11 protein-coding genes are annotated in these 14805 nt (G+C 48.4%); 6 read left to right on the top strand and 5 right to left on the bottom strand.

Going from position 1 to position 14805, the window contains the following annotated elements; genetic code table 11:
- The first annotated feature begins 106 nt into the window (after positions 1 to 106).
- From acnD to EYR25_RS08170, 3 genes are all read left to right on the top strand, one after another.
- Entirely contained in the window at positions 107 to 2710 is a 2604-nt protein-coding gene (gene acnD / locus EYR25_RS08180; protein WP_133179240.1) for a Fe/S-dependent 2-methylisocitrate dehydratase AcnD, read from the top strand.
- Between the two features lie 86 nt (positions 2711 to 2796).
- Positions 2797 to 3990 (top strand): 2-methylaconitate cis-trans isomerase PrpF, encoded by a 1194-nt coding sequence (gene prpF, locus EYR25_RS08175; protein ID WP_133179238.1) that lies wholly within the window; start codon positions 2797 to 2799, stop codon positions 3988 to 3990.
- Positions 3991 to 4277: 287 nt separating this feature from the next.
- Positions 4278 to 8780, top strand: coding sequence for an EAL domain-containing protein (locus EYR25_RS08170; RefSeq protein ID WP_243729946.1), 4503 nt, complete (start codon positions 4278 to 4280; stop codon positions 8778 to 8780).
- A 59-nt stretch (positions 8781 to 8839) separates the two neighbouring features.
- Here the strand turns inward: EYR25_RS08170 and EYR25_RS08165 are convergent, their stop codons facing one another.
- Positions 8840 to 9931: a branched-chain amino acid aminotransferase gene (locus EYR25_RS08165; protein ID WP_133179236.1), complete on the bottom strand. Its 1092-nt coding sequence runs from the start codon at positions 9929 to 9931 to the stop codon at positions 8840 to 8842.
- Positions 9932 to 10193: 262 nt separating this feature from the next.
- Entirely contained in the window at positions 10194 to 10925 is a 732-nt protein-coding gene (locus EYR25_RS08160; protein WP_243729945.1) for a DUF1223 domain-containing protein, read from the bottom strand.
- Between the two features lie 336 nt (positions 10926 to 11261).
- Here EYR25_RS08160 and EYR25_RS08155 point away from each other — a divergent pair, with 336 nt between their 5' ends.
- Both EYR25_RS08155 and EYR25_RS08150 read left to right on the top strand, forming a co-directional pair.
- A complete protein-coding gene (locus EYR25_RS08155) occupies positions 11262 to 11528 on the top strand; it encodes a Rho-binding antiterminator (protein WP_165953478.1) in 267 nt (88 codons plus the stop codon).
- Positions 11529 to 11545: 17 nt separating this feature from the next.
- On the top strand, positions 11546 to 11881 hold the full coding sequence (locus EYR25_RS08150) for a hypothetical protein (protein WP_133179231.1): 336 nt from the start codon (positions 11546 to 11548) through the stop codon (positions 11879 to 11881).
- Positions 11882 to 12027: 146 nt separating this feature from the next.
- Here EYR25_RS08150 and EYR25_RS08145 read toward each other — a convergent pair whose 3' ends face one another.
- Both EYR25_RS08145 and EYR25_RS08140 read right to left on the bottom strand, forming a co-directional pair.
- Entirely contained in the window at positions 12028 to 12384 is a 357-nt protein-coding gene (locus EYR25_RS08145) for a RidA family protein (RefSeq protein WP_133179229.1), read from the bottom strand.
- A 56-nt stretch (positions 12385 to 12440) separates the two neighbouring features.
- Positions 12441 to 13946: a Na+/H+ antiporter NhaC family protein gene (locus tag EYR25_RS08140; RefSeq protein ID WP_133179227.1), complete on the bottom strand. Its 1506-nt coding sequence runs from the start codon at positions 13944 to 13946 to the stop codon at positions 12441 to 12443.
- A gap of 179 nt (positions 13947 to 14125) precedes the next feature.
- Between EYR25_RS08140 and EYR25_RS08135 the strand changes: the two genes are divergently transcribed.
- Positions 14126 to 14347 (top strand): cell division protein ZapB, encoded by a 222-nt coding sequence (locus tag EYR25_RS08135; RefSeq protein ID WP_023266011.1) that lies wholly within the window; start codon positions 14126 to 14128, stop codon positions 14345 to 14347.
- On the opposite strand, the gene EYR25_RS08130 is transcribed toward EYR25_RS08135, so the two are convergent.
- The gene (locus tag EYR25_RS08130; protein WP_011624366.1) at positions 14344 to 14556 is read right to left on the bottom strand and encodes a DUF1107 domain-containing protein; all 213 of its coding nucleotides are present in this window, start codon (positions 14554 to 14556) and stop codon (positions 14344 to 14346) included. The genes EYR25_RS08135 and EYR25_RS08130 overlap by 4 nt on opposite strands.
- Between the last annotated feature and the right edge of the window lie 249 nt (positions 14557 to 14805).

Here is a 14805-nt window from a genome sequence, read left to right as displayed (position 1 = left end):
ACAACTGAAACTGGCGCTTAGGCGTCAGTTTCGCCAACAGAACCCAGTGTGAATAATGTGCAAACTCAAATGTTTATGCACTGATGTAATAAGAATAGGTTAGGTTATGACCACAGCCATGAATACCTTATATCGCAAGCCCTTACCAGGCACCGCGCTCGACTATTTCGACACCCGCGAAGCCGTTGAAGCCATAAGCCCCGGCGCCTACGCGAAACTGCCCTACACCTCTCGTGTACTGGCTGAAAACTTAGTCCGTCGCTGCGAGCCTGAGGCGCTCACCGCCTCACTAAAACAAATTATTGAATCAAAACAGGAACTGGATTTCCCATGGTTTCCTGCCCGCGTAGTGTGTCACGATATTTTGGGCCAAACCGCACTGGTTGACCTTGCAGGTCTGCGTGATGCGATTGCCGCTAAGGGTGGCGATCCAGCGCAGGTGAACCCCGTTGTGCCAACGCAGCTAATTGTCGACCACTCGCTGGCGGTGGAATACGGCGGCTTCGATAAGGACGCCTTTGCGAAAAACCGCGCCATTGAAGACAGACGCAACGAAGACAGATTCCACTTTATCAACTGGACGCAAAAAGCCTTTAAAAACATTGATGTTATCCCACAGGGTAACGGCATCATGCACCAGATTAACCTAGAGCGTATGTCACCTGTGGTGCATGCACGCGATGGTGTTGCCTTCCCAGATACCTTAGTGGGCACCGACAGTCACACACCACACGTAGATGCGCTAGGCGTTATCGCTATCGGTGTGGGTGGACTTGAAGCTGAAAGCGTGATGCTAGGCCGCGCCTCTTATATGCGTCTGCCAGATATTATCGGCGTTGAGTTAACGGGTAAACCGCAGCCGGGCATTACCGCTACCGATATCGTATTGGCCCTGACCGAATTCCTGCGCAAGGAAAAAGTGGTTTCATCCTACTTAGAGTTCTTCGGTGAAGGCGCTGAGGCCTTAACACTCGGCGACCGCGCAACCATCTCCAACATGACCCCTGAATTTGGCGCCACCGCCGCCATGTTCTATATCGACCAACAAACGCTGGACTACCTAACCTTAACGGGCCGTAGCGACCAGCAAGTTAAGCTGGTTGAGACCTATGCCAAGACCACAGGTTTGTGGAGCGACGATCTTAAACATGCCGAGTACCCACGTACCCTGCATTTTGACCTGTCATCGGTTGTGCGTACCATTGCTGGCCCTTCTAACCCACATGCTCGCGTGCCAACCTCTGAGCTTGCCGAACGCGGCATTAGCGGCGTGGTTGAAAACGAACCAGGTCTAATGCCAGATGGCGCAGTGATTATTGCGGCGATTACAAGCTGCACCAACACAAGTAACCCACGCAACGTGATTGCGGCAGGTCTGCTGGCACGCAACGCCAATGCCAAGGGCTTAAGCCGTAAACCTTGGGTTAAGAGCTCTTTAGCCCCCGGCTCGAAGGCTGTGCAACTCTATTTAGAAGAAGCAAATCTTTTACCTGAGCTTGAGTCTCTAGGCTTCGGTATTGTCGGTTTCGCCTGTACTACCTGTAACGGCATGAGCGGCGCGCTCGACCCTGTTATCCAACAGGAAGTGATTGATCGCGATCTTTACGCCACCGCAGTGTTATCCGGTAACCGTAACTTCGACGGCCGTATTCACCCTTACGCTAAGCAAGCCTTCCTCGCATCACCGCCATTAGTGGTGGCCTATGCAATCGCAGGCACCATCCGCTTCGATATCGAGAAAGATGTGTTAGGCCACGATAAAGACGGCAACCCGGTACGTTTAATCGACATTTGGCCAAGCGATGCCGAAATCGATGCCGTGATTGCGAAAAGCGTTAAGCCTGAGCAGTTTCGTAAAGTCTACGAGCCCATGTTTGATTTAAGCGTCGACTATGGCGATAAGGTCAGCCCACTTTACGACTGGCGCCCACAATCGACCTATATCCGCCGCCCACCTTACTGGGAAGGCGCATTAGCGGGCGAGCGCACCCTCAAGGGCATGCGTCCACTAGCCGTATTAGGCGACAACATCACCACCGACCATTTATCGCCATCGAACGCGATCATGATGGACAGCGCGGCGGGCGAATATCTGCATAAGATGGGTCTACCAGAGGAAGATTTTAACTCCTATGCGACCCACAGGGGCGACCACTTAACGGCGCAGCGCGCGACCTTTGCCAACCCTAAACTCAAAAACGAGATGGCGATTGTCGATGGCAAGGTGAAGCAAGGCTCACTGGCGCGTATCGAACCAGAAGGCCAAGTGACTCGCATGTGGGAAGCCATTGAAACCTATATGGATCGCAAACAGCCGCTGATTATTATCGCCGGCGCCGACTATGGTCAGGGCTCATCCCGTGACTGGGCGGCAAAAGGTGTGCGTTTAGCGGGTGTTGAGGCGATTGTTGCCGAAGGCTTCGAGCGTATTCACCGCACTAACCTAGTGGGTATGGGTGTATTACCGCTTGAATTTAAAGCGGGCGAAAATCGCGCGACCTACGGCATCGATGGTACTGAAATGTTTGATGTTATTGGTGATATCGCACCTCGTGCAGATCTAACCGTTATCATCACCCGCAAAAACGGTGAGCGCGTCGAAGTGCCCGTGACCTGTCGTTTAGATACCGCAGAAGAAGTGTCTATCTATTCTGCTGGCGGCGTACTGCAACGTTTTGCGCAGGACTTTTTAGAGTCGAATCTGAAGTAAGGCTCGCGCTAAAAGGCGGCAATGCCGACAAGCTTGCCGCCTATATCAATGCTAACCTTTTCGCTATTCCCCTTGGAGTTAATAGCATGAGCAAGAATCCGTTTCCGCCCCAGATTAAAGTAGCCGCAACTTATATGCGCGGCGGTACCAGCAAAGGGGTGTTTTTCCGCCTGCAAGATTTACCCGAAGCAGCCCAAGTGCCCGGCCCTGCCCGTGATGCATTGCTGCTGCGCGTCATTGGCAGCCCCGACCCCTATGGTAAACAGATTGATGGTATGGGCGGCGCAACTTCTAGTACTAGCAAGACGGTTATTCTGTCTAAAAGCAGCCAAGCCGACCACGATGTTGACTATCTGTTCGGCCAAGTGTCTATCGACAAACCCTTTGTGGATTGGAGCGGTAACTGCGGCAACTTAACCGCCGCCGTCGGCGCCTTTGCCATCAGCAATGGTCTGATTGATGCTGATCGTATTCCACAAAACGGTATCTGCACCGTGCGCATTTGGCAGGCCAATATTGGTAAAACCATTATTGCCCACGTGCCAATTACCGATGGCATGGTGCAAGAGACCGGTGATTTTGAGCTCGATGGCGTGACCTTCCCCGCCGCCGAAGTACAGATCGAATTTATGAATCCCGCCGCTGACGAAGACAGCGATGGTGGCAGCATGTTCCCAACGGGTAATTTAGTAGATGTACTCGAAGTACCGGGTATTGGCAGCTTTAATGCCACCATGATTAACGCGGGTATTCCAACCATCTTTATCAATGCTGAGGATCTGGGTTACACGGGCACTGAACTGCAAGACGATATCAACAGCGATAACGCGGCTCTTGCCAAATTTGAAACCATCCGTGCTTACGGCGCTCTACATATGGGACTGATAAAGCATGTTGATGAGGCCGCATCACGCCAACATACCCCAAAAATCGCCTTTGTTGCTAAACCGAAGAGCTATGTGTCATCCAGCGGTAAAACCGTAGCGGCAGAGGAAATCGATCTTCTGGTTCGCGCCCTTTCCATGGGCAAACTGCACCATGCAATGATGGGCACAGCAGCCGTAGCCATTGGCACCGCGGCGGCGATTCCCGGCACTCTAGTCAACCTCGCCGCTGGCGGTGGTGAAAAAGAGGCGGTGCGCTTTGGCCATCCTTCAGGCACCCTTCGCGTTGGCGCGCAGGCCATGCAAGTAAACGGCGAGTGGACTGTCGTCAAAGCCATTATGAGCCGTAGCGCCCGCGTCCTAATGGAAGGCTTTGTGCGCGTGCCTTCGGCTTAAGCCAAGAAAAGAGTTCAACCAAAGACCTTGCTTCTCCCCCTTCCGGCAAGGTCTTTTTTTATTATCCCCTGTAGCAACCAATATGTTGGCATTCGGTAAAAAATGCTAAACTTGCATTGTTTACTGCTGATAATGATAAAAATCCAATGAGCGGCATAAACTTGTAAATAAAGTATTCATTACTTTTATTTTGCAATTTAGTTCGCGCCTGCTTTTGACTCGCGCGATTGACCCAAAGTAACTAATGCCTCCCAACTTTGGGATCACTGGGTTTTATAGGGGTAGTTTTGAGTCAACCAATCCTAAGACTAATCTTAAGTGTGCTCTGCATCCTGAATTTTTTTGCGGTGCCCCCATCAGGCTTGGCATTACCATTAAATTCGGCCAACACTCAGCTAAAATTCGAACATATCCGCAGTGAGGAAGGGTTAAACCAAAACACTATCACTAGCCTGTTTATGGACAGCGCGGGCATGCTTTGGATTGGCACTCAAGATGGACTCCACAGTTATAATGGCTATAACTTTAATCTGTTTATCCACTCGCCTAATGATCCTAAAAGCATTTCAGAAAGCTATGTATCAGATATTATTCAAGATGCTGATGGCTATCTTTGGGTAGGTACCTTTAGCCAAGGGATTAATCGATTAGATTTAAAAACTGGTACCTTTGAGCGCTTTGGTACAGAACAGGGTCTGACAGACCCAAGAGTCACTAAACTCAATATTGTGGGTAATACCCTTTGGATTGGTACTCAAGGAGGATTATTTTCACTCTCGACCAAAACCAAGCGCCTTACACAGGTTTCATTAGGGACTAGCATAGAACCTTACATTACCAGCCTTGCTAACGTTGATAACACCTACTTACTCGCGGGCACTAAGGCAAGTGGTACTTTTGCAGTCAGCGCCAACACAATTACCCGACTCAATGTGCCTCAGGACCAGATCGCATATCAAATCAAAGCCAACTCAACTCGCGCCATTACCTTAGCTCTAGGTAATCAACTCTGGCATTATGATCTGGCGACTCAACATGGAAAAATGCTTTGGCAAGCAGAAAAGAATATTCCGTATATCAAAGATTTTATTCATACACCCCAAGGACAATTCTGGGTTGTAGGCCCTGGAGCAGGGTTAATTCAATTAGAGCGAGCCGCTGATCACTTTGTCGCTTCATACCATAAGTACGATATGAAGCGCACAAACAGTATTAGTGAAAATAATATCCTGTGCCTGCTTGAAGATACCTTCGGTAACCTATGGCTTGGTGCGAGCTATTCAGGTTTGAATAAGATCAATACCCGTCGGCAATATTTTCAGCATTTATTTGAATATACAAATGAATTACCTCAGCAGAGTAATAATATTCGCACCATATACCGTAGCCAAGATCAGGCATTATGGATAGGTACTGAAGGCGCTGGACTTAAACGACTTGCTTTGAATAGTACAAAATACGAGCATTTCACTTCGGAGTTTGCCAAGGCGCTAGGACAAGAAACTCAAAACATTAATCTAATTTTGCGTTCGATTATTCAAGACCATCAGGGCACGCTGTGGTTTGCGAGTAATTATGGATTAGGGCGTTTAAGTAAAAATGGTGATTTCAGCCTGATACGGGTTTCCAATGATCTGGATGCCACCTCCGAAGCTAACTATATCCGCAGCTTAGAGCTAGATAATCAAAACAGACTGTGGGTGGCGACATCCCACGCGCTGTATCGAAAGTCACCTGATAAAGATGAATTTACGCCAGTTCCACTTACTGGGATTGAGAATTTTCATCCAATGCAAAATCTATTACTTATCCTGAGATCCAATCAAAATACTCTGTGGATAGGTTCGCTCAACGGTCTAGTTAAACTTGATATGACTACGGGAGTTGGCGAGGTTTTTTACCACGACCCGCATGATAAAAAAAGCATTATAAACAATCGTATTAGGGATATTTTAGTATCGACTGATGGGAATGTTTGGTTTGCAACCCATGGAGGTATTAGCAAGCTGTCAGCACAGGACTCCTCTCCCGTTTTCCATGATTACACCCGCGCTCAGGGCTTACCCAGCGACACTATTTACGCCCTACTGGAAGATAGTGAGCATCATATCTGGTTTAGTAGTAACGCTGGTATAGGCAAGCTAAATCCCATTAATGGCAAAATCATCAACTTTAATGAACAGGAAGGCCTGCAGGCATTGGAGTTTAACGGTGGTGTAAAACTTAAAGACAGCGATGGTGACCTCTGGTTTGGTGGCATTAACGGCATCAATCGTTTTAATCCAGAAACACTGCCAGATCAAAGGGTCGACGCAAAAGTCGCGCTCACTGCCTATAAAATCGCGGGAGAAAAACACACCATCCTCGATCTTAGTCATCCACCACAAATAGTGATGAACTACGCAGATCAATTGGTTAGCTTTGAGGTGACATCCCTCGACTTTAGTTACACAGGAAAAAATCGCTTTAGCTATTTCCTCGAAGGATTTGATAACCAATGGCACGATTTGCCCACAGGTAATGAAATTACTTTTACCAATATCGATCCAGGCCATTACGTACTGCATGTTAGGCATTCGCTAGAATACAATCGCGAAGGTAATTATGCTCTCCTTGTCGATTTAACGGTTAATGCCCCGTTTTATAGAACTCAATTTGCCTATGCACTTTATATTCTGCTGACATTAGGTCTGCTAGGATGGACAATTAAGTGGCGCAAGCAAAAACGCCAGCAGCAACATGAATTTGAAACCAGCATTCGCGCCTCCGAAGAACGGCTTAAACTCGCACTTTGGGCCTCTGGTGATGGCATGTGGGATTGGAATATCCAAGAGCAGCAAGTATATCGAACCCATACTGATATTCCGGTACCCCAGTGGAATCGACATAATCTGCTGCACGATAATGCCCACCCTGAAGACAGAGAAAGATTTAGGCAAATCTTGACCGAACACTTACAAGGCCGGACGCCCTTTTTTGAAGTGGAATATCGTATCGAGCATTCACCGGGCAACTGGGTTTGGATCCTTGAGCGCGGCAAAGTGGTAGAAAAAAATAGCCATGAACAGCCCATTCGGATGACGGGCACTACCCGTAATATCACTTCGCGTAAGTTGATCGAGAACGAGCTAGTGCTCTCTTCTCAAGTGCTTAACAGCATGAACGAAGCGGTTGTCGTGGCAGGTTTAGACTATCGTATCCGCTCGGTAAACCCAGCCTTTAGCGCCATTACCGGATATTCGGAGCGGCAAATCAGTGATAAATATTTAATTCACTTAGCCTACAGCAGGCAGCAGCGAGATCTGTTCAACAGTATTGAGCAGCAGTTACTACGAAATAAACATTGGGCGGGTGAAATTTGGATCCGTAACAAGTCACGTAAGGCGATTCTAGTGTGGCTTGAGATCAACCAAGTGATCGATGTCAAAGGGGAAACAAGCCACTTTGTGGCGGTGTTTACCGATATCACAGAACGTAAAAAGGCCGAGGAGGATTTACGCTTCCTCGCCAGCTTCGACACCCTGACTGGACTGCCGAATCGCACCTTGTTCCAAGACAGGCTCAACCACGCCATATCTCAAGCCCATAGGTCGAATAATATCGTCGCTCTGTTGTTTTTAGACCTCGACCGCTTTAAACATATTAATGACTCTATGGGGCACCATATTGGCGATCTGCTCCTCAAAGCCGTGGCCCACAGGCTGCAAAGTGCCGTTCGCGAAGGGGATACAGTTGCCCGCTTAGGTGGCGATGAATTTACCATTATTCTAGAAGGCGTGGCGAAAACCAAAGCAGCAACACTGATCTCCGAGAAAGTGCTTAAGGCCTTTCAGGCACCCTTCTTGCTCGACGATAAATCACTGACCATTTCGACCTCAATTGGTATCAGCCTGTATCCCAACGACGCGACAGATGTGGACTCGCTGATCAAGTTTGCCGACACCGCCATGTATCATGCGAAGGCGCTCGGGCGAAATAACTTTCAGTTTTACACCAATAAACTCAATGAGATGGCAACACGCCATGTGCAACTCGAAGCGGGGCTTAAGCAGGCTATTTCTCGCAATGAGTTAAGTTTGGTGTATCAACCCAAGTTTTGTTTGCGAAATGGCTCTCTCACAGGCCTTGAGGCACTGCTACGCTGGCATCATTCTGAGTTAGGCCCCATCTCACCCGCCGAATTTATTCCGTTGGCGGAGGAAACCGGCATTATTAACCAGATTGGCCACTGGGTGATCAACCACGCCTGCCAACAGCTTGCCGAGTGGAGTGAGTTAGGCTTTGGCGATATCAGCATGGCAGTGAACCTGTCAGCGCGGCAATTGAAGGCCGATATTATCTCAACCATCGAAGTCGCCCTTGCGGTATCGGGCCTGCCCGCCAAGGCGCTCGAGCTGGAATTAACCGAGTCGATGATCATGGGGAATCCGCAGGAATCGGTAAATATCCTCTCGAAACTCAAAGCATTAGGTTTAACCATCGCCGTGGATGATTTCGGTACCGGTTACTCAAGCTTGAGTTATCTAAAACGTTTCCCCATCGATACCTTAAAAATTGACCGTGAGTTTGTGCGCGACATTACCAACGACCCCGACGACGCGGCCATTACCAGCGCGATTATCGCCCTCGCCCACAGCCTAGAGTTAAATGTGGTGGCGGAAGGGGTAGAAACCCAAGAGCAGCTAAACTTCTTAGCGCTACAAGGTTGCGATCAAGTACAGGGCTTCCTGCTGAGTAAACCGCTCAGTGCCCAAGATTGCTTAGCGCTGTTGCAACAACGGATAAAATAAAACCAGATAAAAAAATAAGGCTCCCTAAAGGAGCCTTATTTCATTGAATCATTTCACGATTAAGGTGCGACACGCTCAACACGTTTCACCCAGCCATCAGGGCCTTGGATATGGCCTTTTTGGATATCGGTATATAGCTTGTAGATGCGCTGAATATGCTCACCCACCTCGCCGTTGCCAACAGTCACCACTCGGCCATCTTCAAAAATATAGGAACCGACAGCAGACACTACGGCTGCCGTACCAAAACCACCCGCTTCGATAATCTCACCGGATTCGATATCGGCGATAAATTTATCGAGCATAACAGTCTCTTGGCGCACTTCGCAGCCGAGTAACTCACCCAGCTCCATAATGGATTGCGAGGTAATAGATTTTAAGATGGTATCGGTGAAGGTTGGAATAATCACTGTGCCGTCTTTCAGAATGTGGAAGTGGTTCATGGCGCCCGCTTCTTCAATCTGTTGGTTGTTCGCATCTAAATACAACACCTGTGATGCACCAAACTGCGCGGCAGCTTTACCGGCACGCAATGAGGCAGCATAGTTACCCGCCGCTTTAGAGGCGCCAGTACCACCCGACACCGCGCGATGGTAAGTCTTGCTGATCAGCAGACGAATGCCTTTATTCACACCCGCCGCGTAGTAAGCACCACTAGGGCTTAACACTACGCAGAAAGTGTAACGAGAACTTGGGCTTACAGACAGACGGTCTTCGGTCGCAAAAATAAAGGGGCGAATGTATAAACAGGCACCTTCTTGCATCGGGAACCAGAGACGATCCACATCGATCAAGGCGTTGATCGCATCGATTTGCATCTGCTCATCGATATTAGGAATACAGACAATATCCGCAGAACGATTCATACGCTCGGCGTTTTTGTTGATACGGAAAGTGTAAATTTCGCCATCTTCATGCATAAAGGCCTTGGCGCCTTCGAAGATTGACTGACCATAATGCAGGGCCATTGCACCCGGTGCCATTTCAAACGGACCGTAGGGCACAATACGTGGATCGCGCCATTCACCATCGCGATAATCCATTAAAAACATATGATCGGTTCTGAGGCTACCGAAGCCCACATTTCCTTCGGGCTTGAATTGCTCTGTACGGCGTTCGGACGCAGGTTTTAAATCGTATTTTATTTCCATCGCATACCACCTTGATTACTGAACAAGCAGACTAGGTAGCGGCAGGAATAAAGTCAATAGGTGAGATTAATCTAAAAGTCTTAGCTGATAAAATAACCTGTTAGAAAGATGTCTTAACAACTTGCCGTTAGGACAAATTGCCTCATTCACCTCCCCTTATTGACTTTGGATTTCGCCCTGCGGCGCCTCAAGCCAGCCGCCCACGGCTTGTATGGCTTCTTCATTTAGCGTTAACCAGACCACCCACGCCAAACGGGGCGCGTTAAGCGCTGATGCGGGAACGGCATCGAGGGATTGGGTAAACTGCAGCGCGGGATTGGGTAAACTGCAGCGCGGGGTCAGTTGCGCCCGCAAACACAGCCGTCGCGGGCAAAGATTGCAAACTCAGCACTACAAAATCATGGGGTAATTGTTTATGGCGATTCTCGCCGCGTTTTATCTCAGTCGTAAAACCTGAACCGACCAAGGCCAAGTGCAAACGCGCTCGATGTAAGTCTTTATCCTGCGCCCAACTGGGCTGCGGTGCAAAACTCGCCTCAAGTTGCTGATTGGTGATGCGCACCTTAAGCACACCGACCTCAGGCTGAGGCATAGCAAATATCCCGCTTAACTCACCCGAAAACCAACCACGCCACTCCTTAGCATTAATCACAAACTGTGGCGTATACACTTGCCGCGTATGCTTTTGGTTTAAATGCTGATATTGGCGCTCACTGAAAGCCCTTTGGCCAAAAATATCCTTCCACCCGAGATAATCCCAATAGGTGACATGAAAGGCTAATGGAAAATATTTCTGCCATAGGTCGGTCTTATTAAATTGCTCAGATAACCAAGCTTCGGCGGGCGGGCAACTACTGCAGCCCTGTGACGTATAAAGTTCGATAATATAAGGGCGAGTCACGGCACTCTGCGCTTGAAAAGGCGCCAACGACTGGGCAAACACGGGTTGCAACAGCTGCCAGAACAAAATACTCACTAATAGGATGCGTTTCATTATTTATCCTCTCTTATACCAATCGTATTAAATATCTGTTCATTCAGCGGGAGTTAAACGGGCTTTAGACAAGGCGAAGGCTTGAAGGCATAGTGGTGCTCTGTCGAAAGCCTTAAACGCAGTATAAAGCCCGTTCAATCCCGCCCTTCGGGAGCCTCACAGGCATCTCACTCCCGTGTTACATTGACTTAAAAGGGAATAACCATTTCTTCGTCAATGCGCCTTGGATTGAAATACCTGTGAGGCTCTGAACTGATTAGATATTTAATGTGATTGGTATTAATAGAGAAGAAGACCTTAAATCGCATCCAAATCATTCACACCAGAGGAAAGATGATGTCTGACTACAAAATGATCCCCTGTGCCCACTACGACTACCTTGAGCTGGCTTGTATGCACGGCTATCGCCTCGATATTGAATTGCAGGACGGCAGCCTGTGCCAAGCACGAGCAATTACGACCCAGACCCACGCCGATAAGACAGAATGGCTGGTCGTCGAACATCAAACGGGCCAGCAAACACTGCGGCTAGATAGCATTATCGCCATCACGCCCACGGATCCCCATGCTAGTTTTGGCCGTGTTATAATTGCCAGCCAGTAGCAAAGGAGCATAAACAAATGGCAAGGATGATTCTGTTATTGGACTTAGGCGATTGGACTGGTGGCCACCACGGCCAATCCCCCTACGTGGTGGAGTTTGATAGCGAGCGACTCGATTCCCCCTTTGATGTTAGCGAAGGTTGGGGACACGGATTGGGCGGTAGCCGTTATTCGTTGGCACGGTTTGTTGAAACTGAGGATTATCATCAACTCAAGCTCCACGCACCTTGGGCCGCGACCATCATAGAGCAAGGTTTACCAACACTGGATATTGAGGCCATCTCCCAAGCCTTGCTGGCGCAGTATCCTTCGCACAGCCCCAATATCCCGGCAAACTTAGCCCGCTATTTCTAGCTGAAGCTATTGTTCTAACTAAAGATCGCATTACGAATGGGCGTTATTGCCATGAATTTACCGCCATCATTTAAGGCAGCAATGGTTGAGGGCGGGTAAAGCCAAGTTCAACTTAGCTTTACTACTTACTGAGATAAGATAGCGAGTTACGCCTTGGCCACCGCAGCAATAACAGAGACTTCAACCAAATATTCAGGCTCGGCAATCGCCGCCTGTACACAGGCACGGGCAGGCGCATGACCCTTTGGCACCCAAGCATCCCAAACGGCATTCATGGCATCGTAGTCATTCATATCTTTTAAATAGATAGTGGCCGACAACAAGTGCTCCCGAGAACTGCCCGCCTGCCCTAACAGACTGTCGACTTCCTCTAACATAGTCGTCGTTTGTTCGGTGATGTTTTGATACTTATCCTTTGCCACTTGGCCACATAAGTACACTGTGCCTTGGTGGATCACTATGCTGCTCATACGTGTACCAACATCTAAACGGGTAATGCTCATAGGGATAATCTCTTAAATCAAATGGTTAGTTCTGCGGGCATTCTACCCCGAAAGGCTCAGTTTGTCTGCGAACGAGCGCTCACCCAAGGTGGATAAAAGCGTGTCATTAAGACCAATAACCCAAGCGCAGTACCTATAACCCCACACCACACGAATAAGGTTGCAACGGATAAGTTCACTAACTGAAATCCCACTAATGCCGCACCAGCCCCGATTAACGCAAAGGGCAGTTGAGTCACCACATGGTCATGGGGTAAGCAGCCAGAGCTCGTCGCGCTCAGCACGCTAGTATCGGAAATCGGCGAGCAATGATCACCAAATACCGAGCCCGCCATCACCGCACTCAATACAGGTAACAGCAAGCTAGCATCCATGTTATGGGCAATTTCCCCGCCGATGGGGATCATAATCGCGAAGGTGCCCCAACTTGAGCCGGTAGCAAAGGCCATGATAGCGCAGAGCAGGAACATCCCCGCCACCAGTAAACTCGGGGATAAATACAATTTAGCCCAACTCGCCAACAAGCTCGCCACGCCCAGATCTTGGATCACTGCGCCTATCATCCAAGTGCAGAGTAAAATCGCTATGGCAAAGGCGATCATCCGCACCCCATGCGCCAAGTCCGCAAGTAGTTTCCCAATGCTTCGGCCTGACATCAGCAACAATACTAGAGTGACTAGCGTTGATAACAAACAAGCATCACGCATCGCCGCGCCAATATCGGCCTTAGCTAACCAGGCCGAAATATCCCATGATGGCACCTGCTGTGCGCCAGACCAGAGAGTTAAACCGACTGAGGCGCCCAGCAAGGTCAGCATAGGGATCGCAAGCAGCCAAGGATTGCCTTGCGAGGGAGTAAAATTTGGCTCGACGGGCTCAGCCGACAATAGCGCCTTCTCGATGGAGCGAAATCCCACCCCAAACCAAGCCACAATCAGCGACAAACCTAAGGTGGTTATCGCATAAAAATTGGATAAAGCCACCTCGATAAAGGCCTCGAGCGCAGAAACGGGTAAAAAACTGAGTCCAGCCAGCAGCGCCATCACATAGGGCCCCCAGCTAGAAAAAGGCAAGAGTGAGCAGAGCGGTGATGCATTAGAGTCGACTAAATAGGCTAACTGTGTCTGACGGATACCATAGCGCTGGCTCAAAGGTTGGCACACATGCCCCACAGCGAGGCAACTAAAAATACCATCGATAAAGACCAACCAGCCCAGCAGCACGACACCAATACGCGCCTGTCGTCCCGTGCGAATACGTCGATATAGCCAATCACCAAATTGCTCTACCGCACCGCTTCTGGCGAGGAGCTGTGTCATGCTCCCAAGCAGTAACATGGCCATCAGCACATTTAAATGCCACCATTGCCACGCATCTTGGCTATAAAACTGTTTAACACCTATCTCGAGAAGATAACTCGCGCTTTGCAGGATATCGAAGTGGGCAATGATTAACGCGCCCGAGAGAATACCAACCCCCAAAGCCACTAAAGTACGCCGCAACCAAAGGGCTAATACTAGGGTTAATAACAGGGGAAGTATGGCGAGCAAATTCGACAACATGGGCCATTCCGATAAAAAATAAAACCAAGAATACTAACGAGTTAATAACAAATGCAAAAAAACTTAAATTCGCATGCGGTTATCGGGCATTTTTTGACCAAACGAAAAAGACTGCTATTCCTTATGCTCTTGGCACTGCTAGAATCACAGTCCCATCCAGAAACTATAGGACTCTCCAGATGAGCCTTGAATTACTGTCCAAACTGGAAACCAAGATCCAGGCTACACTCGAAACCATCGAGCTTCTAAAAATGGAGCTAGAGGAAGAGAAGCAAAAGACGTCAACTTTGAATGAGCAAAATCAACAATTGACTGAGCAGAACCAACAACTGCAACAAGAACTCGCTTCTTGGAACGACAAAGTCACTGGACTTGTTGGCCTGCTCAACAGTGAAATCTAAGCTGTTTTAGTTTGATGATTCTGCGATTCAATCAGTTCGTTCAGCTCTAAGATAGCCTGCTTCACTTTTGGCAGGCTTTTTCTTGGCAATAAAAAACGCCCCTTTTCAAATTCTAATCGACCTAAGTCTTTAACCCATATCACGCCAGTAAGAAAAATACGCGCATGCTTTGCAATAAGCTTCGGTGCGTACACAGGGAAAACTCTCATACAACCCCCTACAGCATTCTTGTTATTGATTACAGTTGTTTGACAGAAGCATTACCTATTGAGTTTCATCCCTGATAGATTTTTTTCAATATTTACAATCAAATTAATGTAACTGCATGATTTTTAATTAAAAATAACAAAGCAATCATAAAAACACTTAACAGTCAATTTTTTGACTATTGACATTATTTTGACGCCAAACTAGACTTGTCCACGTTACTCAGGGTAAAAATGAGTCATATGACTCAA

Origin of the sequence: Shewanella decolorationis (genome assembly GCF_004354305.1) — a bacterium.
GTDB lineage: Bacteria > Pseudomonadota > Gammaproteobacteria > Enterobacterales > Shewanellaceae > Shewanella > Shewanella decolorationis.
Note: the sequence above shows the minus strand (reverse complement) of the source record. Positions and strands in the feature narration are given on the sequence as shown.